Genomic DNA, 21,321 nt, shown 5'->3' on the forward strand with positions numbered 1-21,321 from the left:
TCCGCAGAAACTCCACCCACCGACGCCGTTGTGAATCTAACATCAGGCTCAGCTTCTCCAACGCCGAACGCCCGCCGGAGGCCGGACATTCATGAGCCGCACCACCGCTGTCCAGGCTCCTGGTGTCACGCGGGAATTCGTCGGGCTCGATTCCACCACCGCGCGGCGCGCGGGCTCGGGCGGGCATCCGTGCCAGGGCCTCTATCACCGCGGGATGGGCCGCAAACCCAAGGTCGCGATCATCGCGACGCACTATCAGATCGACTTCTCCGAACATTATCTTGCCGACTACATGGCCACCCGCGGGATCGGGTTCCTCGGCTGGAACACCCGCTTCCGCGGATTCGAGAGCAGCTTCCTGCTCGACCACGCGCTGGTCGACATCGGTGTCGGCGTGCGCTGGCTGCGCGAGGTCCAGGGCATCGAAACCGTGATCCTGCTGGGCAATTCGGGGGGCGGCTCGTTGATGGCGGCATACCAGGCCAACGCCGTCGCCAAACACGTCAGCCCGATGGACGGGATGCGTCCCGCCGCCGGACTCGACGATCTCCCGCCTGCCGACGGCTACGTCGCCACCGCCGCGCACCCCGGCAGGCCCGACGTACTGACCGCGTGGATGGATGCGTCGGTTGTCGACGAAAACGATGCGGTGGCAACAGATCCCGATCTCGACCTGTTCAACGAGCGCAACGGTCCGAGCTTCGACGCCGAATTCGTCGCCTGCTACCGGGCCGCCCAGGTCGCCCGCAACGACGCGATCACCGACTGGGCCGAGGCCGAACTCGCCAGGGTGCGCGCCGCGGGCTTCTCCGACCGCCCGTTCACCGTGATGCGCACCTGGGCCGACCCCCGGATGGTGGATCCGGCGCTTGAGCCGACGAAGCGCCAGCCCAACATGTGCTACGCAGGCGTGCCCGCCAAGGCCAACCGGTCCACCCACGGCATCGCCGCGGCCTGCACGCTGCGCAACTGGCTCGGCATGTGGAGCCTGCGCCACGCCCAGACCCGGGCCGAACCCCATCTGGCCCTGATCGACTGTCCCGCGCTGGTCATCAACGCCGAACAGGACACCGGCGTCTACCCGTCGGACGCCCAGCGCATCTTCGACGCGTTGGCCGGCCAGGACAAGACTCTGTGCTCGAAGGACACCGACCACTACTTCACCACGCCGGGCGCGCGCTCCGACAAGGCCGATACCATCGCCAAGTGGATCGCACGCCGCTGGTGAGAGTTCTCGCGCACTTCGTCCCGGGCGCGAAAGTCACCGATTTCCTTTCCCCGCACACGGATTGGCTCGACATCACCTACTGCGCCGAGGACGACGACGAGACGTTCTACCGCGCACTGCCGGAGGTCGATGTCATTTGGCATGTGCTGCGCCCGATCTCGGGTGACGACCTGGCCAGGGCCGCGCGGCTGCGGTTGGTGCACAAGCTCGGCGCGGGCGTCAACACCATCGACGTCGACGCTGCGACAGCGCGCGGCATCGCGGTGGCCAACATGCCCGGTGCGAACGCGCCGTCGGTCGCCGAGGGCACCCTGCTGCTGATGCTCGCCGCCCTGCGCCGGCTGCCCGCCCTCGACCGCGCCACCCGCGAGGGCCGGGGCTGGCCGTCGGACCCGACACTCGGCGAGACGGTCCGCGACATCGGCGGCTGCACCGTCGGGCTGGTCGGCTACGGCAACATCGCCAAACAGGTGGAGCGCATCCTGCTCGCGATGGGCGCCGACGTGCTGCACACCAGCACACGCGACGACGGGCTGCCGACCTGGCGCCCGCTGCCCGACCTGCTCGCGAGCAGCGACATCGTGTCGCTGCACCTGCCACTGACCGACGCGACCGCGGGACTGCTCGGCCGGGATGCCCTCGCCGCCATGAAACCCGATGCGGTGCTTGTCAATACGTCCCGGGGACCGATCGTCGACGAAGCGGCGCTGGTCGACGCACTGCGCGACGGACGGCTGGCCGCCGCCGGTCTCGACGTGTTCGCCACCGAACCCGTCCCGGCCGACAACCCGCTGCTGGGGCTGCCCAACGTGGTGCTGACACCGCATGTCACCTGGTACACCGCCGACACGATGCGCCGCTACCTGGAATTCGCCGTCGACAATTGCGAACGGCTTCGTGACGGACGAGACCTCGCCCACGTGGTGAACGGCATCCACGGGTAACGTCGGTCCCGACCAACCGGTTGGGGCCAGTCACGACGACGTGAAGAGGTGCAGCAGCTATGCCCATCGCGATCTCAGAAGAGCACAACGACCTCGCCGATTCGGTGCGCGCGTTCGTCGCCCGGGTGTCCCCGTCGGAGGTGCTCCACGACGCGCTGGAGACGCCGATCCCGAATCCGCCGCCGTACTGGAAGTCCGCCGCCGAGCAGGGCCTGCACGGCGTGCACCTCGCCGAGCCGGTCGGCGGTCAGGGTTTCGGCATCCTCGAATTGGCGGTCGTGGTCGCAGAATTCGGGTACGGCGCGGTGCCGGGTCCGTTCGTTCCGTCGGTGATCGCGAGCGCACTCATCGCCGCCCATGACCCGGCCACCGAGGTGCTGAGCGGCCTGGCGTCCGGGGAGGTCATCGCCGCCTACGCGATCGACTCCGGCCTGACCGCCACCCGGCAGGGCGACCGGCTGGTGATCCGCGGCGAGGTGCGCGCCGTGCCCGCCGCGGCGCAGGCATCCCTGCTGGTGCTGCCGGTGTCGATCGACTCCGGCGAGGAGTGGGTGCTCCTCGACGCCGATCAGCTCGAGGTCGAGCCCGTCGGCAGTGTCGACCCGCTGCGTCCCGTCGCCCACGTCCGTGCCAACGCCGTCGAGGTCGGCGAGGACCGGGTGCTGAGCAACCTGAGCCGTGCGCACGCCCGCGCGCTGATGTCGACGCTGCTGTCCGCCGAAGCTGTCGGCGTCGCCCGCTGGGCCACCGACACCGCCGCGGCCTACGCCAAGATCCGTGAGCAGTTCGGCCGGCCCATCGGCCAGTTCCAGGCTGTGAAACACAAGTGCGCCAATATGATCGCCGAGACCGAGCGTGCGACCGCCGCCGTGTGGGATGCCGCCAGGGCACTCGACGAGGTCACGAGCGACGACGCCCGGGACTCAGCCGCCGGCTTCGAGTTCGCCGCCGCCGTGGCCGCCACCCTGGCGCCCGCGGCCGCACAGCACACCACCCAGGACTGCATCCAGGTGCACGGCGGTATCGGGTTCACCTGGGAGCACGACACCAACGTCTACTACCGCCGCGCCCTGGTACTGGTCGCGTCGTTCGGCCGCGCGGCGGAGTACCCGCAGCGCGTCGTTGACCTCGCCACCTCGACCGGTATGCGCGCGCTGAGCATCGACCTCGACCCCGACACCGAGAAACTGCGGTCCGAGATCCGCGCCGAAGTGGCCGCGCTGAAAGAGATTCCACGGGAACAGCGGGCCGCCGCGATCGCCGAGGGCGGCTGGGTCGCGCCGCATCTGCCCACGCCGTGGGGCCGCGCCGCGAGCCCGGTCGAGCAGATCATCATCGCGCAGGAGTTCTCCGAAGGGCGGGTCAAGCGACCCCAGATGGGCATCGCCGCGTGGATCATCCCGTCGATCGTCGCGTTCGGCACCGACGATCAGCAGCAGCGCTTCCTGCCGCCGACCTTCCGCGGCGAGATGATCTGGTGCCAGCTGTTCTCCGAGCCCGGCGCCGGATCCGACCTGGCGAGCCTGACCACCAAGGCCACCAAGGTCGACGGCGGCTGGCGGATCACCGGCCAGAAGATCTGGACCACGGGTGCGCAGTACTCGCAGTGGGGCGCGCTGCTGGCACGGACGAACCCGAGCGCCCCGAAACACCAAGGCATCACGTACTTCCTGCTCGACATGACCAGTCCCGGTGTGGAGGTCAAGCCGCTGCGGGAGCTCACCGGGCACGCGATGTTCAACACCGTGTTCATCGACGACGTGTTCGTCCCCGACGATCTGGTGCTCGGCGACATCGACCGCGGCTGGGAGGTCAGCCGCAACACGCTGACCAACGAGCGGGTGTCGCTCGGCAGCAGCGAGCCGGCGTTCCTGCCGAGTCTGGACAGGTTCGTCGAGTTCCTGCGCGACGGACACTTCGACCAGGTCGCCCAGCACCACGCCGGCACGCTGATCGCCGAGGGGCACGCCGCCAAGGTGCTCAACATGCGGTCGACGCTGCTGACGCTGGCCGGTGGTGACCCGATGCCGGCCGCGGCGATCTCGAAGCTGCTGTCGATGAAGACCGGGCAGGGCTACGCCGAGTTCGCGGTGTCGTCGTTCGGCACCGACGCCGTCGTCGCGGACACCGATCAGCCGCCCGGCCGGTGGGCGCAGTACCTGCTGGCCAGCCGCTCGACCACGATCTACGGCGGTACCTCCGAGGTGCAGCTCAACATCATCGCCGAGCGACTGCTCGGACTGCCCCGGGATCCGTAGCAGATAAGCCGACCCTGGCGTTTCGGGTCATCCCGGGTGGGCAATCCCTCGACGCGCGCAGGTTGCGCACAAGAGAATCCCACCCGGGGTTCACGGCAGAAAGAGGCTCCCATGGCACTCGACGACGACGACATCACCACGACCCCCGGCGACGGCGGCGAGGGCACCGCCGACGGCGGCAGCAACCCCGAAGGCCACGACGGCGGCGCCGACGGCACCGCGTCCGGTGAGGGCACCGCCGACGGCGGCAGCAACCCCGAAGGCCACGACGGCGGCGCTGACGGCACCGCCTGAGGTTCCGCCGTGCTGAGCCGATGCATCGGAATCGATCCTGAGGTCTTCGCTGCTGAGTACTGGGGTCGCAAGCCGCTGCTGAGCTCTGCCGACGCGCTACCCCGCGATTTCGGCGATCTGCTCTCCCCGGCCATGGTCGACGAGCTCATCGCCGAGCGCGGGGTACGCGCGCCGTTCATCCGGCTGGCCAAGGAGGGCCAGGTCCTGGCCAAGGATTCCTATCTCGGACCGGCGGGATTCGGCGCCGAGATCACCGACCAGGTCGACTCGGCCAAGGTGCTCACACAGCTCGCCGCCGGTGCGACGGTCGTGCTGCAGGGTCTGCACCGGCTGTGGCCGCCGCTGATCGACTTCACCCACCGGGCGGTCGCCGACATCGGGCACCCGGTGCAGGCCAACGCCTACATCACCCCACCGGACAACCGCGGGTTCGACTTCCACTACGACGTCCACGACGTGTTCGTGCTCCAGGTTTCGGGCACCAAGCGCTGGGTCGTGCACGAACCGGTGCACCTGCACCCGCTGCCGGACCAACCGTGGACGCTGTTCCGGGAGCAGATCGCGCAGCGGGTCACCACCGAACCTGTCATCGACACCGTGCTGACCAAGGGCGATGCGCTGTATCTGCCCCGCGGCTGGATTCATGCGGCGCAGGCGATGGACACCACCTCCATCCACCTGACCATCGGGGTGTCCGCGACCACCGGGATCGACGTCGCGCGCGCGGTGCTCGACGAACTCGCCCGCACCGACGAGTTCCGCGTGCCGCTGCCGCTGGGCATCGACCCGGCCTCCGACGACCACACCGCGGCGCTCGCGGCCAAGGTGATCGCAGCGCTGGTCACCCACCTACGCGACGATGCGGCCACACTCAGCGCATCGGCCGCCGAGCGGCTCAAGAAGCGGCACGCGGACCGGACCCGTCCCGAGGAGATCCGTCCGCTGGCGACACTGCGGGCGACCGAGCAGGCGGCGACCGTCCGCGTCCGGCTGCGCCGCGGACTGGATACGACGGTGCGCCACGACGCCGACGGACGGGTGTCGGTCGCGGTGTCCGGCAAGACCGTCACGTTCCCCGCGCCGTGCGCGGCGGCGCTCGACGACGTTCTCACCGGCCGAGTCCTCGGCGCCGACGACGTCGCCGGTCTCGACAGCGCCGACGGTGCGGTGCTGATCCGGCGGTTGCTGCGCGAGGGCATCGTCGTTCCCGTGGTGCCTGTGGTGCCTGCCACGTGACCGCAGCCAAACGCGCGCCGTGCAGCGACCAGTCGCTGGCGCGCGATGAACCGATGTACGGCACGGCGTCGGCGGGTTCGGCCTGGCTGCTCCTCGAACTGGAGGGTGGCTGGGGACCGTCGGCCTTCCTGCAGTCCCCCGGCAGCATCGACCCGGAGCTGGGCCGCGCCGTCGTGCGCCGCGCCGAATCCGCGGGCATGCGCATCGCGGCGATCCGCCGCCACGGTCGCCGCTCCTCGTCACCGCGCTGGCGGTGGTTCGTCGCGAAATCCGATGTCGGCGCGCACGCACTGTTTCACGGGGAGGTCGACGATGCCCGGGACTACCTCGACATCGACCTCGGCGGCCGCGACGGCACGGCGATCGACGGTCCGCTCGTCGCCGTGTGCGCGCACGGACGGCACGACCAGTGTTGCGCGGTGCGCGGCCGTGGGGCCGTGGCCGCGATCGCCGCCGCATATCCCGAATCGACGTGGGAATGCTCACATCTGGGCGGCGACCGGTTCGCCGCCACGATGCTGATCCTCCCGGAAGGACTCTGCTACGGCCGTGTCGACAGCGCCGACGCCGCCGAGCTGGTCCGGCTCTACTGCGACGGAAAGCTCGACGACCGCTTCCTGCGCGGCCGCACATCGCTGCCGCACGCCGTGCAGGCCGCGCAGCACTTCGCACGAGTTGCCAACGGCGACAACCGCATCGAAGCCCTGCCGCCGGTGTCGCTGACCGGCGGCACCGACGAGATCGCGGTGGTGCTGGCGACCGGGTCGGGCACCGTCGAGGTGATCCTCGAGGTGGGGATGTCCGAACCGCTGTTCTCCCAGTGCCGGGCCACCACTGCGGGACCGGTGCGCACCTTCAGGTTGCGTTCGATACGCGGCATGTAATGGCGAAAGCTGGGAACCCCGCCGAGGTGACCAACGACCGCAACTTCGTAGAGAAACGCTTCAATCAACCCGGCGAGTACCGCGCCGCGGTGACCTACGCGCTGGTCGTCGTGGCGGTGGCCGGGCTCGCTTTCGCCGTCTACGCGTTCGGGCCGCGTGACTCGGTGTTCAGCGCCGCCCTGGTGCCGGCGTTCCTGTTCCTCGGCGGCGTCGGCGCACTGATCCGCGCCTACCGCGAGTGGAAGGCCCAGCGGGGGTGGACCGCCTGGCAGGGTGCGGGCTGGTTCCTGCTGCTACTGATGCTGGTGGCACTCGCGCTGCCCGGTTCGGCGGCGTTCGCGGGTTAGGGCAGGATCGCGTCGACGTAGCCGCCGTCCACCCGCAGCGCACCGCCGGTCGTCGCCGACGCCAGCGGCGACGCCAGATACACGACCATGTTCGCGACCTCCTCGGGTTCGATCAGCCGCTGGATCAGCGACTGCGGACGATGCCTGCGGATGAACTCGCGCTGCGCCTCGTCCCACGGCAGTGCCGGGTCGACCAGCTGGTAGACGAACTCCTCGACGCCCGCGGTGTGCGTGGGGCCCGCGATCACGGAGTTCACGGTCACGCCGGTGCCGGCGGCGCTCTTGGCGAACCCGCGTGATAGGGCCAGCAGCGCGGTCTTGGAGACGCCGTAGTGGATCATCTCCTCCGGGATCACCACCGCCGAGTCGCTGGCGATCTGCAGCACCCGGCCCCAGTGCCGCTGCGTCATCCCGGGCAGGTAGAGGCGGATCAGCCGCGCCGCGGCCAGCACGTTGACGTCGAAGAACCGCCGCCACTGCTCGTCGCTGATCTCGAAGGCGGGGGCGGCGCCGAAGATCCCGAGGTTGTTGACGAGGATGTCCACGGCGGGAACGGCGTCGAAGAGCGCCTGCGCCCCGTCGTCGGTCGCGACGTCGGCGGCGACACCGAACGCGTCGCCCTCGATCGTCGCGACGGCCTCGTCGACCCGGTCCTGGCTGCGGCCGTTCACGACGACGCGCGCCCCCGCCGACGCGAGGCCGGTCGCGATGGCCAGCCCGATGCCCTGCGTGGAGCCGGTGACCAGCGCGGTCTTTCCGTTCAGATCGATGTTCACGCTGGGGTACTACGACCTGCGGGCGCCGACTATTCCGCCCGGGCGGGCTTCAGGACTCGGGGATCTCCATCTCGCGCAACTCGCGCTTGAGGATCTTCCCGGTCGGGTTGCGCGGAAGCTCGTCGATGAAGACCACCTCACGCGGAACCTTGTAGCGAGCGAGGTTTTCCCGCACGTAGGTCTTGATGCCGTCCTCGTCGATCGTGGCGCCCTCGGCTTTGACCACGAAGCAGCGCAGCCGGTGCCCCCACTCCTTGTCCTCGACGCCGATCGCGGTGGCCTCCACCACTTCCGGATGGCCGCTGACGAGGTCCTCGATCTCGGCGGGGAACACGTTCTCGCCGCCGGAGACGATCATCTCGTCGTCGCGACCGCTGACGTAGAGCAGATCGTGCTCGTCGAAATAGCCGACATCACCGGAGGACAGCAGCCCGTCGATGATCTGTTTCCCGCCACCACCGGTGTAGCCCTCGAACGGGAAGAAGGTGCCGACGAAGATCCGGCCCACCTCGCCGCGCGGCACCTCGTTGCCGTTGTCGTCGAGGATCTTGACCTTCATCCCCTTGACGACCGGGCCGACCGTGGCCGGGTTGATCGAAAGATGTTGCGGCCCGGCGATTGTCGCGAACGACACCTCGGTGGAGCCGTACAGGTTGTAGACGACCGGGCCGAGTTCCTTCAGCGCCCTGGTGGCCAGTTCGGCGCCGAGCTGGCTGCCCGAGACGAACACGATGCGCAGCGACGACAGGTTCGGCTTCGGCGAGGTTTTGTCGAGTTCGTCGAGGATGCGCGACAGCATCACGGGCACCACGACGATCGCGGTGGCCTGGTGCTTCTCGATGTCGGCGAGCACCGTCGCCGGCTTGAACCGTCTGCGCAGCACCAGCGTGGTGCCCAGCATCATCGCGATCGTCGCGTGCAGGAACCCCAGCGCGTGGAACATCGGCGCGGGCAGCGACGTGACCTCACCGGACTTGAACGGCACCGAGGACAGCACGCCGCCGATCGGCGCCAGCGACGGCGGGGCACTGCGATTGGCGCCCTTCGGCGTTCCGGTGGTGCCGCTGGTCAGGATGATGACCGACGAATGCTTGGTCACCTTCGGCGGCGGCGTCGAATCGGTGCGCGCGACGAGTTCCTCGAGGGTCTCGTCGGTGCTGCCCGACGACTCCTCCTTATCCGGGTTGACGCCGAGGGAGCGCAGCTTGCCGAGTTCGGGTTCGGCGGCCGAGACGGCCTTGGTGTACTCGTCGTCGTAGATGATCAGCTTCGCGCCTTCGCGCTCTGAGACCTCTTTGATCTGCGGCCCGGAGAACTCGCTGTTGAGCAGGATGATGCGGGCACCCGTCTTGCCCGCGGCGTACACCGAGACCAGGAACCAGCGGTGGTTGCGCGCCAGGATCGCGACCCCGTCCCCGCCCTTGACGCCCTTGGCGATCAACCCGTTGGCGACCGCGTTGGCGGCGTTCTCCATCTCGGCGAACGTCATCTCACCGAAGTCGTCGATCACCGCCGCGCGATTCGGGTAGCGGCGCGCGTTCAGCGCGGGAATCATCCCGAACTCACCCCAGCGCACCATGTCTGCGACGAACGCGGCGATGTCCTGCGGTGGTTCGAGCTTGAGCGCACCGGCCTCGAACATCTTGCGGGCGTAGTGCAGTTCGGCGGTGCCGCGGTCGACATATTTGCCGACCGTCTTCCCCAACGTCTGCTGAACTGTGGCGAGCGCCTGCAACGGAAGATCGCTGAGCTTCGACATGCGTCAACCTTATGTGACGCCGGTCGCACCGCGGATTGGAACCTACGATGAGGAAATGGCCGCCCGCGAGTCCTTCGAGATCGGCGGTCAGGCGGTGCCGATCACCCATCCGGACAAGGTGGTGTTCGGCGATCTCGGGGTCACCAAGCTCGATCTGATCGAGTACTACGCCGCGGTCGCCGACGGCGCGTTGCGCGGGGTCCGGGACCGCCCGATGATCCTCAAACGGTTCGTCAAGGGCATCGGGGAAGAGGCGGTGTTCCAGAAGCGCGCTCCGGAAAAACGCCCCGACTTCGTCGACGTCGCCGAGCTCAAATACGCGCGCGGCACCTCCGCCAAGGAAGCGGTCCTGCACGATGCGGCGGGGCTGGTGTGGGCGGTGAACCTGGGCTGCGTGGACCTCAACCCGCACCCGGTGCGGGCCGACGACCTGGACCATCCCGACGAGTTGCGTGTCGACCTGGACCCGATGCCGGGGGTCGGGTGGCGCCAGATCCTCGACGTCGCGTTCGTCGCGCGTGAGGTCCTCGAAGACCACGGGCTGGTCGCCTGGCCCAAGACGTCGGGGTCGCGCGGCTTCCACATCTATGCCCGAATCCACCGGCACTGGCCGTTCAAGCAGGTGCGGCTGGCGGCCGAGGCGGTCGCGCGCGAGGTGGAGCGGCGGGCCCCGGAGTCGGCGACGGCGCGCTGGTGGAAAGAGGAACGCCACGGCGTGTTCGTCGACTTCAACCAGAACGCCAAGGATCGCACGGTCGCGTCGGCGTATTCGGTGCGCGCCACGCCGGACGCGCGGGTGTCGACCCCGCTGTTCTGGGACGAGGTCGCCGGCTGCCGACCCGAGGATTTCACGCTGCACACCGTGCCTGCCCGGTTCGCCGAGCTGGGCGACCCGTGGGAGGGGATGGACGACTCCCCCGGCGGCCTGGAGGCGCTGCTGGAGCTCGCAGAGCGGCTCGGCCCGCCCGAGAAGGCCCCGAAGGGCGCCAACAGGTCCGTCGACGGACGGCGGGCGTCGGTGATGCCGCTGATCGAGATCGCGCGGACCAAGACGAAGGACGAGGCGCTGGCCGCGCTGGCGCAGTGGCGTGAGAAGTACCCGGCCGCATCCGAGAATCTGCAGCCCGCAGATGTTCTCGTCGACGGGATGCGGGGCCCGAGTTCGATCTGGTACCGGATCCGGATCAACCTGCAGCACGTCGCCGAGGATCAGCGGCCGCCGCAGGAGGATCTGCTGGCCGACTACAACCCGTGGGCCGGCTACACCGGCGCCCAGGTGCAACGCCCGGATTGAGCCGGCGCTAAGTTACCGGCGAGTTTGCTGACCGGTGCCGCTCCAGGTTCTTACCGAAGTATTAGTCCTTACACCCAGCGGCCTTAAATTGGCTCACTACCTTGATCTATGTGTCGCCCAACCGGCGAGACCTGAGAGCACTGGATCGAAGGGGGCTGCGATGTACGGCAATCCGACGTTTCACTGCGACGGCGCTGACATTCGGGCGCACTGTCGGCAGTTGGCCACCGTCGTGAAGGTCGCGGGTCGTCTCGACAGCACCAACGTCGAACGCGCCGGCCGCTACCTCGACCGGTTCATCATTCCCGAGAAGCCCTTCGTCCTCGACCTCGGTGACGTCGATTCCTTTAGCGAGGAAGCAATTTCACTGCTGTTCGTCGTCGACGACCTCTGCACCGCCGCCGGTGAGGAGTGGTCGCTGATCGCCAGCCGCGCGGTCGAGCAGACACTCCGCGACGCCGGGATCGAGTTCCCGGCGGCCGGCTCGGTCCCCGAGGCGCTCAACCATTTCGCCGATGCGATGGTCGCGCGCCGCCGTCTCCTCCCCCTGCTCACCAAGACTGCGTAAGGATCACTGTGTTACTCGATGTCAGGTGGCTCCGATTCCTCCTCCAGCGCCGTCACAGGGCGCACCATCACCATTTGGCGCTGACGGCCCACTAGGCCGGTTGCACGCACCTGCCTGACGGGCACTGGCTAATGTGCTCGTATGGGCACTGACGCCGCTGCCGACCGGGTCGCCGATGCCGCGCGACGGGTGGTCGCCGAGCACGATCCGAAGTCGGTTCCGATTCCCGAGTTCCTCGGCGCCTGTTTCGACGCCGGCCTGTCCTGGGTGCATTTCCCCGAGGGTTTCGGCGGCCTCGGCGTCTCCCGTGGGCTGCAGGCCGTCGCCGACCGGATCCTGCAAGGCGCCGGCGGCCCGGTGCCGCTGGGCCTGAACCCGATGGGGTACGGGATGGCCGCCCCCACGGTGCGCGAGCACGCCCAGACCGACGACGTCCGAAAGCGGCTGCTGCGACCGCTGGCCACCACCGAGGACATCTGGTGTCAGCTGTTCTCCGAACCCGGCGCGGGTTCGGACCTCGCCGGGCTGGCGACCTCGGCGGTGCCCGACGGCGACACGTGGATCGTCAACGGCCAGAAGGTCTGGACCAGCCTGGCCCAGCGCGCCAAATGGGGTCTGCTGCTCGCGCGAACCGATCCGAACATGCCCAAGCACAAGGGGCTGACCTACTTCGTCATCGACATGCACGGCGAGGGCGTCGAGACGCGTCCGCTGCGGCAGATGACCGGGCACGCGGAGTTCAACGAGGTCTACATCACCGACGCCCGGATCCCGGACGCGTTCCGGCTCGGCGCGGTCGGCGACGGTTGGCGGGTCGCGATGACGACCCTGATGAACGAGCGCAGCGCGCTCGGCGGCAGCGGCAGCAGACGCGGCGCCGGCACCATCTCGGATGCGGTCGCGCTGTGGGCGTCGCGCCCGGATCTGCACACCCCCGTGTTGCGCGACCGGCTCAGCGCACTGTGGCTGCGCTCGGAGGCCCAGCGCCTCACCTCCGAACGGTCCCGCGCGGCGGCGACGGTCGGCGGCCCGGGACCGGAGGGCTCGATCGGCAAGCTCGTCGGCGCCGAACTCAATCAGCACATCTACGAGTTCTGTATGGACCTGCTCGGCCCCGAGGGGCTTCTGTACGACGGGTACGGCAAGGGCGACCGCGACGGGGATGCCGCCGACTGGCGCGGTCCGGTGCAGCAGCGTTTCCTGCGCAGCCGCGCCAACACGATCGAAGGAGGAACGTCGGAGGTGATGCGCAACATCCTCGGCGAACGTGTCCTGGGTCTGCCGGGTGATCTGAGGGCGGATGCGGGGATTGCGTGGAAGGAGATCCCGCGTGGCTGAGGAGCTTGCGGATCAGCCCAAAGGCACAGCTGAGGAGCTTGCGGAGCTTGCGGGCGCTGAGTGGGTGTTCACCGACGAGCAGAACCAGCTGCGCGCGGCGGTGCGCGCGTTCTGCGCCGACCACGCCGACGAGACCGCGGTGCGCGAGGCGATGGAGTCCGATCCGCCGTTCGACGCGAAGGTCTGGCGCCGGCTCGGCGCCGAGCTGGGCGTGTTCGGGATGGCAGTTCCCGAGTCCGCCGGCGGCGCCGGTGGCAATCTGGTCGATCAGGCCGTCGCGGTCGAGCAGCTCGGCGCCGCGCTGGCGTGCGGTCCGCTGTTCGGCACGGTCTATCTCGCGATCCCGGCGCTGGTCGCGGCCTCCGGGGGCGCGGAGCTGCTGGAACCGCTGATCGAGGGCACCCGCACCGCGGCGTTCGTCGTCCACGACGACGCGGGAGCGTTCGACCCGGCGACCGTCGCGGTCCAGGCGACCCGGGCAGATCAGGGCTGGGCACTGTCCGGCACGGTCGAGCGGGTGGTCGACGCCGGTGCCGCCGACGTCCTGCTGGTCGCCGCGAACACGCCCGACGGCGTCGGCCTGTTCGCGGTCGACACCGAAGCCTCTGGGCTGCAACGTATTCCACTGACCACGCTCGATCTGACCCGCCCCCAGGCCACGGTCGTGCTGACCGATGCCGCGGCGGAGCTGATCGCGGGCCCCGACGAAGCCGAGCGCGTCATCACCCACGCCCTTCAGGTGGGTGCCGCGCTGCTGGCGGTCGAACAAGTCGGCGCCGCAGCGCATCTGCTCGACCTGACCGTGGACTACGCGAAGAAGCGGCTGCAGTTCGGCAGACCGATCGGCTCCTTCCAGGCCGTCAAGCATCGCCTGGCCGACGACCTCGTCGCCCTCGAGCACGCTCGTTCGACGGCGTACCACGCGATCTGGGCGCTCGCGAACGGCTCCGATGACCCGGCGCTGGCGGTCAGCATCGCGCAGGCGATCTGCTCGGATGCGTTCGTCCGGGTTGCGACGGACACGATCCAGGTCCACGGTGGTATCGGATTCACCTGGGAGCACCAGGCCCACCTGTACTACAAGCGGGCCTACACCGACGCGGCACTGCTGGGCAGCGCCGAGCAGCACCGGTCCCGGGTGGCCGAATTCGTGCTCGATGCCGCGCCCGAGAAGAACCCCCCGCCCGTCGCGACCGGTACGCCCAGCTGAGAGGGAATCCCATGCTGTCCAAGATCACTGCGCGACAACGGTTCTCGCGCTACCTCGGTGCCGCGGCGCTCACCGCGGCCGTCGCCGCGCCGGTGGCTGCCGCGCTGGCGGCGTCCCCTTCCGTGTCGACCGCACAGTGCCCACCGGGCCAGACCGGGGTGATCTACGGCTGCGCGCCGTTCTGTGTGGAGGGCAAGTACCTGGACACCCAGACCGGGCTGTGCATGCCGATCGCGCCGCCCCCTCCGCCGCCCGCCCCGCGCTTCTAGGAACACCTTGTGAACTCAGTGGACCGCTTCTTCGAAATCACGGCCCGCCAGTCGACGCTGGGCACCGAGATCCGCGGTGGTGTCGTCACGTTCATCGCGATGGCCTACATCATCGTGCTGAACCCGATCATCCTGTCGAGTTCGCCCGACGTCACGGGCGCCCAACTCGACTTCGCGCAGGTGTCGGCGACGACGTCGCTGGCCGCGGGCGTGATGACGATCCTGTTCGGCCTGATCGCGCGGTTGCCGTTCGCGCTGGCCGCGGGGCTGGGCATCAACTCCTTCCTGGCCACCACCGTCGTCGGCGACCTCACCTGGGCCGAGGCGATGGGCCTGGTGGTCATCAACGGCCTGATCATCGTGCTGCTGGCCGTCACGGGTCTGCGCCGGCTGGTGTTCGACGCGGTGCCGATGCAGCTCAAGCTCGCGATCACCGCCGGTATCGGGCTGTTCATCCTGTTCATCGGGCTGGTGGACGCGGGGTTCATCGGCTCCACCGGCCGGCCGTCTCCGCCGGTCGGTCTCGGTGCGGGCGGGCTCGGATCGATCAGCACCGTGCCCACCCTGGTGTTCGTGCTGACCCTGGTCCTGACCGGATTCCTGGTCGTGCGCAGGGTTCGCGGCGGAATCCTCATCGGCCTGGTGGCCGGCACTGTCGTCGCGGTGGTCATCGAGGCGATCTGGCACCTCGGATCGGCCGTCGACAATCCCGGCGGATGGAGCCTGTCGGTGCCGACGCTGTCGGGTTCGCCGTTCGCGCTGCCCGACCTGTCCCTGGTCGGTGAGTTCAGCCTGAACAGCTTCAGCCGTATCGGTGTGCTCGCCGCGGTGATGCTGATCTTCACGCTGGTGTTCGCGAACTTCTTCGACGCGATGGGCACCATGACCGGTCTGTCCCGGGAGGCGGGCCTGTCCGACGAGAAGGGCACGTTCCCCCGGTTGAAATCGGCGCTGATCGTCGAGGGCGCCGGCGCCGTGGTCGGCGGTGCGACGTCGTCGTCGTCGAACACCGTGTTCATCGAGTCCGGCGCGGGCATCGAGGAGGGCGCCCGCACCGGTCTGGCCAACGTCGTGGCCGGCGTGCTGTTCCTGGCCGCGATGTTCATCAGCCCGCTCGCGTCGATCGTGCCGACCGAGGTGGCCGCCGCGGCGCTGGTGATCGTCGGCGCGATGATGGTCTCGCAGTTGCGCCACATCGACCTGACCGAGTTCTCCATCGCGCTGCCGGTGGTGCTGACGGTCGCGGTGATGCCGTTCAGCTATTCGATCGCCAACGGCATCGGCGTCGGCTTCATCGCCTGGGTGCTGATGCGCACCGCGGCCGGGAAGGCCAAGGAGATCAGCCCGCTGCTGTGGGTGGTGGCGGCGGGCTTCGCGATCTACTTCGCCCGCACCCCGCTGGAGTCCCTGTTCGGCGTGTGACCGGGGTCAGTACACGTCGCGCAGGTAGCGCCGCGTGGTGATCAGATCGTTGACGTAGGCATGTGCCGCATCCGTGGAGAATCCGCCCGCGGTGCGGATCACCTCGTGCAGGGTCCGGTGCACGTCCTTGGCCATACGCTCGGCGTCGCCGCATACGTAGACGTGGGCGCCGTCCTGCAGCCAGGCGTACAACTCGACCGCGTGGGACATCATGTGGTGCTGCACATAGTTTTTGGGTCCTTGCGGGCCCAGGTCGCGGGAGAAGGCGCAGTTCAGCCGTGTCAGCACGCCCGCCTTCGCGAAGCCGTCGAGGTCGTCTCGGTACAGGAAGTCGCGGTCGCGGTGGCGGCCGCCGTAGAACAGCCACGACGCCCCGGTCGCCCCGACCGCCTGGCGTTCCTGCAGGAAGGCCCGGAACGGCGCGATGCCGGTGCCCGGCCCGATCATGACGATCGGTGTGTCCGGCGCCGGGAGCCGGAAGGTGTCGTTGGGCGCCAGGTGAATTCGGACCCCGGCGGCACGACTGGCCAGGTACCCGGAGGCCGCGCCGCGGTGCGCGCGGCCGCGGGCCTGGTACTCGACGGTTGCCACGGTCAGGTGGATGCGATCGGGGTGCACGAGTGGGCTGGACGCGATCGAGTAGTCGCGATGCTGCAGGGGCCGAAGCGCCGGAATCACCTCGTCGACGGTGAGGTCGGCGAGATCCAGAAGATCCAGTACGTCACGGCCGAACAGCCAGTTGGTCAACGTCTCGGAGTCACCGCTGCCCAGGGTCGCCCGTGCCTGCGCGTCGCGGGTGCGCGACGCGACCAGCGTCTGTAACGCACCCGAGGGAATGCGCAGTTCGAGCTGCTCGGTCAGCAGCACGCCGAGTGGTTGATCATGTTGGGGCACAACGTCATCGGCATCAGCCCCGAGCCTTTCCAGGACGGCGTCGACGAGGCCGGGGTCGTTGACCGGATGTATCCCCAGCGAGTCGCCGGACCGATAGCTGATTCCGCTGTCGGCGAGGTCGATCTCGTAGTGGCGCACCGACTTCCCGGACCCCGGCGGGGTCAACTCCCGATTCACGGCCAGTCGTGCAGGAAACGGGTTGCGGCGGTTCCATGGCGAATCAGGTGCCATCTCGGTCGGGACGGCCACGGCATCGCCGGCGGGCGTTGTCAGCGCAGCCAGCCGGGTGACCACTTCGGCGGTCCACGCTTCCGACGGTTCCTCGAAGTCGAGGTCGCAGTCCACCCGGTCGAGCAACCGCGTGGCGCCCAACTGTTCGAGTCGTGCGTCGACGAGCTTGCCCGCGTTGTTGAAGTACGGATAGAAACTGTCGCCGAGCCCGCAGACCGCGAAGGTCAGGTGCTCGAGACGCTCGGCATCGTCGCTGTCGAGTGCCTCCCAGAACACCTCGGCGTCGTAGGGCAGCTCGCCGTCGCCGTAGGTGGCGGTGACGACGACGAAGTGCGTCGCCGCCTTCAGCGACTCCATGTCGAGGTCGTTGAGGTACTGCGGTTCGACCTCGATGCCGACACTCGCGGCGGCCTGCGCGAACTTCTTGGCCACCATCGCGGAATTGCCGGTTTCCGTGGCGAAACCGAGCACCAACGACAATGACCGCTGTTCCGGCACCGAGACACACCCCTTCAAGTAAGGACACCCTTAGTTCGAAGGGACCTTAATCTCCGGGGCCGTGTCTGTGGGGGTTCCCTATTCGCCCGTGGGCCGCAGGGCGGCCACTCCGGTGATCACCGCGCGAAGCTGGCGGACGATGTCGTCCGAGGTCAGCGGCTCGGCAGAGTCGCTGGCGAAGGCCAGGATGCGGCCGCCGAGATAACTCAGCACGACCGAGATCTGCTCGTCGAGCAGCGTGCGGTCCAGCGGTCCGTGCTCGCGCTGGGCGGCGATGACGAGGCGTTCGACGATCCCGCGGAAGCTCTCCCCCATCTGCGCGAAGTTCTCCGACAGCACCGGGTCGCCGCGGGCGAGCAGCGACAGTTCCAGCCGGGCGCGGGTCCGCGACAGTTGCGGCTCGTCGCGAATCGACAGGATCTGCTTGGCAAGCCGGGTGGCGATCACATCGCCGTCCCCGATCGGCGCATCCTTGAACGCCGCCGCGAAGGCCTCGGCGTCATAGCGCACCAGCTGGTCGGCGACGCCGTGCAGCAATGCCGTTCTGGTGCGGAAGTAGAACGAGGTCGTCCCGTCGGGAACCTCCGCCCGACGGTCGACCTTGAGGTGGCTCAGGCCGCGGGGACCGTCCTCGGCCAGCAGCGCGATCGCGGCGTCACAGAGGCTGCGACGACGCTCGACGGAGTTGTGCTTTCGGCGGTTGTCAACGCCGACAATGTTACGGCCGCGTCAGATAGCTAACGGGAGAAATCGCATTCTGGCGCCGATGTTCTCGGACTTTTGCGGTCGGAAGAAGTTTCGGCGAGCGTGCGATCGCGGTGACCGCGCTGGCGCCGAGCCGCTGGTCGCCGAGTTCATCGACGCGTCGGTGGCGGCGTCCCGGTGAGTGCGGCGTCGGCTGCAAGCAGCACCTCGGCCGCGGCCGCGATGCCCTCGATCCGCCCGAGTTCGACGTCCTCATGCTCGATGTTGACCATCATGTCGGGGTCGACTTCGCGCAGCGCGCGCAGGAACTCGGTCCAGTACGCGGTGTCATGCCCCTTGCCGAGCGCCACGAAATCCCAGGCCGAGTTCTTCGGCCACTCGTTGGCCCATTCGTCGCCACCGAGATTGGTCCGCGGCTCCTCGGGAGACAGCCGGCGGAAGCTGTTGTCCAGCACGCCGTTGAGCGCGGCGAACTCGGGATTGACGCGGACATCCTTGGCGGCCGCGTGCAGCACGAGTCCGCCGAGGTGACGCACCACGTCGACGGGGTCCATCTGCTGCCAGAACAGGTGTGACGCGTCGAGCTCGACGCCGAGGTGGGTCGCCCCGGTGCGCTCGAGGAGTTCGTGCACCGACGCGCAGCTGAAGACGAGGTTCTGCGGGTGCAGCTCGAGCGCGACCTTGACGTCACAATCACGGGCCAGCCGGTCGGTTTCGCGCCAGAACTCGGTGGCCACCCCCCACTGGTGGTCGAGCACGTCGAGGGCGGCCGAGTTCCAGGCGTTGACGATCCAGTTCGGCCGCACCCCGCCGGGTTCGCCCGCGGGCAGCCCGGACATCGTCACCACACGATGCTGGCCGAGCCGTTGTGCGAGCCGGATCGAGCGGTGGACGTCGGCGGCGTGCCTGGCCCCGATCTCCGGGTCCGGGTGCAGCGGGTTGCCGTTGCAGTTCAGTCCGGCGATCGACACTCCCGTGCCCTCGAAGACGCCCAGGAAGTCGTCGCGCGCGATATCGCTGACCAGGATGTCGTCGATGTCCGGCACGTGCACGGGCGCCAGGAACCCGCCGGTGTTGACCTCGATGCCGGTCAGGCCGAGTCCGGCGATCACCGCGATCGCATCGGGCAGCGGCCGGTCATGCAGGATCGCGTTGTAGAGGCCGAGTTTCATGGTTCTCCCTCGCGCCGAAACTGCATTCCAGCAGGCGTCCACTCGCACGTTCGCTGCTGGAATACCATTTCGGCGAGTGTGTCAGCGGTACTTGTTGACGTATTCGGTCATGGTCGCCAGCTGATAGCGCGACACGTCGTGGGCCTGCTCGTCCTCGGCGAACACGCTCGACACCATCACGGTGTCGTCGCGGTCATAGAAATCGAGCTTCGCGAGCCCGCCGAAGAATTCGTCCCAGTCGATGTCACCGTCGCCGATCTTGAGGTGCTGGTGCACCCGGACCGGGTTACCCGGCGGGTTGGTGATGTAGCGCAGCCCGTGGGAGCGGTGGTGGTCCATCGTGTCGGCGACGTGCACCAGACGCAGCTTGTCGCCGGCGGCGGCCATGATCTCGGCCATGTTCGAGCCCATGTGGAAGGCATGGCAGGCGACGAACACCATGCCGATGTTCGGTGAGTTCACGCCGCGGATGATGCGCACCGCTTCGAGTCCGTCCTCGACGAAATCGTCGGGGTGCGGGTCGATCCGGACGTCGATACCCTCGCGTTCGAAGATCGGCACCAGCTCTTCCATCGACCGGAAGAACGCCCGCTCGGATTCCTCGGCACGTTCGGGTCGGCCGGAGAACTCGGTGTTGATGACGTTCACGCCGAGGTCGACGGTGATCTGGACGACGCGTTTCCAGTTGCGCACCGCGGCCTCGCGGGCGTCCTCGTCGGGACCCGACCAGCGCAGCACCGGCAGTACGGACGCGATGCCGACCCCGGCGTCGTCGCAGGCCTTGCGGAACTTCGCCACCAGGTCGTCGTCGGCACGCGGGTGGTTGTAGAACGGGATGAAGTCGCGGTGCGGCGTCAGCTGCAGGTACTCGTAGCCGAGATCGGCGACCACAGAGGGTAATTCGAGCAGTGAGTAGTCGTGATGGAACGGCGTGGGGTCGAGGGCGATCAGCATGTCGTCAGGCTCCCGGGATCGAGGTGCGGTCGACCATCGTCACCGCGGTGGGTTGTCCGGAGCGCAGGGCCTGCACCCCCGCTTCGCATACCGCGGTGGCGGCGTAGCCGTCCCATGCGGTGGGGCCATCGGTGTAGTCGCCGGTTTCGCCGCCCGCGCGTACCGCGTCGATCCAGCGCTGGATCTCGGTGTCGTAGGCGCGACCGAACCGCTCCTTGAAGCTCGGTGTGATGGTTCCGCCCCAGCTGCCGGGGGCGCTCTTGCGGACCAGACCGACGTCGAGACCGATCATCGCGCTGCCCTTCTCGGCGACGAGCTCGGTGCGCACCTCGTATGCGACGCCCGTGGTGACGAACAGTTCGACGTCGACGTGGCGGCCTCCGGCGGTACGCATGATCGCGATCTGCGGGTCGGACAGTCCGTGGCGGGCCGGGGAATTCGGCGTGGGTGTGACGACCTGGACGGAGGTGATCTCCTCGCCGAACAGGAACCGGGTCACGTCGACCTCGTGGACGAGCGAATCCCGCACTGTCATCACCGAATCGAAGTGCTCGGGCACGGCCGGGTTGCGGTGCACGCAGTGCAGCACCAGTGGGTTGCCGAGCTCGCCGCCGTCGACGAGCGCCTTCAGCGCGGCGTATTCGTCGTCGAAGCGGCGCATGAAACCGACCTGGATCAGCCGGATTCCGAGTTCGGCCTCGCGTCGCACCACCTCCAGCGAGGTCTCGACGTCGGTGGTCAACGGCTTCTCGCACAGCACGGGCTTACGGTGTTCGAGACATGCCAGCAGTTGCTTCTCGTGTGCCGGGCCGGGAGTCGCGAGCAGGACGGCGTCGACGTCGGGGTCGGCGATCGCGTCGAGCGGATCGGTGATGGCCCGGCAGCCGGGGATGGTGGCGGCGAGCTGTTCGGCCTTCTCAGTGACGTAGTCGTTCACCACGCTGACGCGGGCGCCGGAGATCCGGGAGGTGATACGGGCGACGTGGTCGGCGCCCATCAGGCCGACGCCGAGCACGGCGATGCGGAGATCGTTCATGGTG

The 21,321-nt window shown here is 68.7% G+C and carries 20 protein-coding genes; 13 read left to right on the plus strand and 7 right to left on the minus strand.

Going from position 1 to position 21,321, the window contains the following annotated elements; translation table 11 throughout:
* Window positions 1–91: 91 nt before the first annotated feature.
* From NTM_RS04705 to NTM_RS04735, 7 genes are all read left to right on the plus strand, one after another.
* On the plus strand, window positions 92–1,228 hold the full coding sequence (locus NTM_RS04705; protein ID WP_163765600.1) for an alpha/beta hydrolase: 1,137 nt from the start codon (window positions 92–94) through the stop codon (window positions 1,226–1,228).
* Window positions 1,225–2,172, plus strand: a complete 948-nt coding sequence (locus tag NTM_RS04710; protein WP_104862144.1) for a 2-hydroxyacid dehydrogenase — start codon at window positions 1,225–1,227, stop codon at window positions 2,170–2,172. The genes NTM_RS04705 and NTM_RS04710 overlap by 4 nt, the downstream gene beginning before the upstream one ends.
* 59 nt (window positions 2,173–2,231) lie before the next feature.
* Entirely contained in the window at window positions 2,232–4,430 is a 2,199-nt protein-coding gene (locus NTM_RS04715; protein ID WP_163765601.1) for an acyl-CoA dehydrogenase family protein, read from the plus strand.
* A gap of 111 nt (window positions 4,431–4,541) precedes the next feature.
* Window positions 4,542–4,724 (plus strand): hypothetical protein, encoded by a 183-nt coding sequence (locus tag NTM_RS04720; RefSeq protein ID WP_104861611.1) that lies wholly within the window; start codon window positions 4,542–4,544, stop codon window positions 4,722–4,724.
* 9 nt (window positions 4,725–4,733) lie between these two features.
* Window positions 4,734–5,960: a cupin domain-containing protein gene (locus NTM_RS04725; protein ID WP_163765602.1), complete on the plus strand. Its 1,227-nt coding sequence runs from the start codon at window positions 4,734–4,736 to the stop codon at window positions 5,958–5,960.
* Entirely contained in the window at window positions 5,957–6,844 is an 888-nt protein-coding gene (locus NTM_RS04730; protein WP_163765603.1) for a ferredoxin family protein, read from the plus strand. Before NTM_RS04725 ends, NTM_RS04730 begins: the two co-directional genes overlap by 4 nt.
* Entirely contained in the window at window positions 6,844–7,191 is a 348-nt protein-coding gene (locus NTM_RS04735) for a hypothetical protein (RefSeq protein WP_435405027.1), read from the plus strand. Before NTM_RS04730 ends, NTM_RS04735 begins: the two co-directional genes overlap by 1 nt.
* Here the strand turns inward: NTM_RS04735 and NTM_RS04740 are convergent.
* A complete protein-coding gene (locus NTM_RS04740; RefSeq protein ID WP_104861608.1) occupies window positions 7,188–7,967 on the minus strand; it encodes an SDR family NAD(P)-dependent oxidoreductase in 780 nt (259 codons plus the stop codon). The genes NTM_RS04735 and NTM_RS04740 overlap by 4 nt on opposite strands.
* A 49-nt stretch (window positions 7,968–8,016) precedes the next feature.
* On the minus strand, window positions 8,017–9,726 hold the full coding sequence (fadD2, locus tag NTM_RS04745) for a long-chain-fatty-acid--CoA ligase FadD2 (protein WP_104861607.1): 1,710 nt from the start codon (window positions 9,724–9,726) through the stop codon (window positions 8,017–8,019).
* A 55-nt stretch (window positions 9,727–9,781) separates the two neighbouring features.
* On the opposite strand from fadD2, the gene ligD reads away from it, so the two are divergent.
* From ligD to NTM_RS04775, 6 genes are all read left to right on the plus strand, one after another.
* Window positions 9,782–11,020: a non-homologous end-joining DNA ligase gene (gene ligD, locus NTM_RS04750; protein WP_163765604.1), complete on the plus strand. Its 1,239-nt coding sequence runs from the start codon at window positions 9,782–9,784 to the stop codon at window positions 11,018–11,020.
* 160 nt (window positions 11,021–11,180) lie between these two features.
* Window positions 11,181–11,588, plus strand: a complete 408-nt coding sequence (locus NTM_RS04755; protein WP_163765605.1) for an STAS domain-containing protein — start codon at window positions 11,181–11,183, stop codon at window positions 11,586–11,588.
* Window positions 11,589–11,729: 141 nt separating this feature from the next.
* Window positions 11,730–12,926, plus strand: coding sequence for an acyl-CoA dehydrogenase family protein (locus NTM_RS04760; RefSeq protein ID WP_163765606.1), 1,197 nt, complete (start codon window positions 11,730–11,732; stop codon window positions 12,924–12,926).
* On the plus strand, window positions 12,919–14,136 hold the full coding sequence (locus tag NTM_RS04765) for an acyl-CoA dehydrogenase family protein (RefSeq protein ID WP_232079617.1): 1,218 nt from the start codon (window positions 12,919–12,921) through the stop codon (window positions 14,134–14,136). Before NTM_RS04760 ends, NTM_RS04765 begins: the two co-directional genes overlap by 8 nt.
* 11 nt (window positions 14,137–14,147) lie before the next feature.
* Window positions 14,148–14,405 (plus strand): hypothetical protein, encoded by a 258-nt coding sequence (locus NTM_RS04770; protein WP_104861603.1) that lies wholly within the window; start codon window positions 14,148–14,150, stop codon window positions 14,403–14,405.
* A 9-nt stretch (window positions 14,406–14,414) separates the two neighbouring features.
* Window positions 14,415–15,827: an NCS2 family permease gene (locus NTM_RS04775; protein WP_104861602.1), complete on the plus strand. Its 1,413-nt coding sequence runs from the start codon at window positions 14,415–14,417 to the stop codon at window positions 15,825–15,827.
* 6 nt (window positions 15,828–15,833) lie between these two features.
* On the opposite strand, the gene NTM_RS04780 is transcribed toward NTM_RS04775, so the two are convergent.
* The 5 genes from NTM_RS04780 to NTM_RS04800 all read right to left on the minus strand — a co-directional run bounded on the left by NTM_RS04780 (window position 15,834) and on the right by NTM_RS04800 (window position 21,317).
* Window positions 15,834–17,450, minus strand: a complete 1,617-nt coding sequence (locus NTM_RS04780) for a diflavin oxidoreductase (protein ID WP_163765608.1) — start codon at window positions 17,448–17,450, stop codon at window positions 15,834–15,836.
* Between the two features lie 78 nt (window positions 17,451–17,528).
* Complete coding sequence (locus tag NTM_RS04785) at window positions 17,529–18,167, minus strand: TetR/AcrR family transcriptional regulator (RefSeq protein WP_435405117.1); 639 nt, start codon at window positions 18,165–18,167, stop codon at window positions 17,529–17,531.
* 137 nt (window positions 18,168–18,304) lie between these two features.
* A complete protein-coding gene (locus tag NTM_RS04790) occupies window positions 18,305–19,327 on the minus strand; it encodes a sugar phosphate isomerase/epimerase family protein (protein WP_163765609.1) in 1,023 nt (340 codons plus the stop codon).
* 81 nt (window positions 19,328–19,408) lie between these two features.
* Entirely contained in the window at window positions 19,409–20,281 is an 873-nt protein-coding gene (locus NTM_RS04795; RefSeq protein WP_104861598.1) for a sugar phosphate isomerase/epimerase family protein, read from the minus strand.
* 4 nt (window positions 20,282–20,285) lie between these two features.
* Window positions 20,286–21,317: a Gfo/Idh/MocA family protein gene (locus NTM_RS04800; RefSeq protein ID WP_163765610.1), complete on the minus strand. Its 1,032-nt coding sequence runs from the start codon at window positions 21,315–21,317 to the stop codon at window positions 20,286–20,288.
* Window positions 21,318–21,321 lie beyond the last annotated feature (4 nt).

The organism is Mycolicibacterium parafortuitum (genome assembly GCF_010725485.1).
Classification (GTDB): Bacteria; Actinomycetota; Actinomycetes; order Mycobacteriales; family Mycobacteriaceae; genus Mycobacterium.

Excerpts from the sequence above, each read along its gene's own strand:
- NTM_RS04705 (WP_163765600.1), top strand. The coding sequence starts at position 92 with ATGAGCCGCACCACCGCTGTCCAGGCTCCTGGTGTCACGCGGGAATTC.
- NTM_RS04715 (WP_163765601.1), top strand. The coding sequence starts at position 2,232 with ATGCCCATCGCGATCTCAGAAGAGCACAACGACCTCGCCGATTCGGTG.
- NTM_RS04720 (WP_104861611.1), top strand. The coding sequence starts at position 4,542 with ATGGCACTCGACGACGACGACATCACCACGACCCCCGGCGACGGCGGC.
- NTM_RS04735 (WP_435405027.1), top strand. The coding sequence starts at position 6,844 with ATGGCGAAAGCTGGGAACCCCGCCGAGGTGACCAACGACCGCAACTTC.
- fadD2 (WP_104861607.1), bottom strand. The coding sequence starts at position 9,726 with ATGTCGAAGCTCAGCGATCTTCCGTTGCAGGCGCTCGCCACAGTTCAG.
- ligD (WP_163765604.1), top strand. The coding sequence starts at position 9,782 with ATGGCCGCCCGCGAGTCCTTCGAGATCGGCGGTCAGGCGGTGCCGATC.
- NTM_RS04755 (WP_163765605.1), top strand. The coding sequence starts at position 11,181 with ATGTACGGCAATCCGACGTTTCACTGCGACGGCGCTGACATTCGGGCG.
- NTM_RS04760 (WP_163765606.1), top strand. The coding sequence starts at position 11,730 with ATGGGCACTGACGCCGCTGCCGACCGGGTCGCCGATGCCGCGCGACGG.
- NTM_RS04770 (WP_104861603.1), top strand. The coding sequence starts at position 14,148 with ATGCTGTCCAAGATCACTGCGCGACAACGGTTCTCGCGCTACCTCGGT.
- NTM_RS04790 (WP_163765609.1), bottom strand. The coding sequence starts at position 19,327 with ATGAAACTCGGCCTCTACAACGCGATCCTGCATGACCGGCCGCTGCCC.
- NTM_RS04795 (WP_104861598.1), bottom strand. The coding sequence starts at position 20,281 with ATGCTGATCGCCCTCGACCCCACGCCGTTCCATCACGACTACTCACTG.
- NTM_RS04800 (WP_163765610.1), bottom strand. The coding sequence starts at position 21,317 with ATGAACGATCTCCGCATCGCCGTGCTCGGCGTCGGCCTGATGGGCGCC.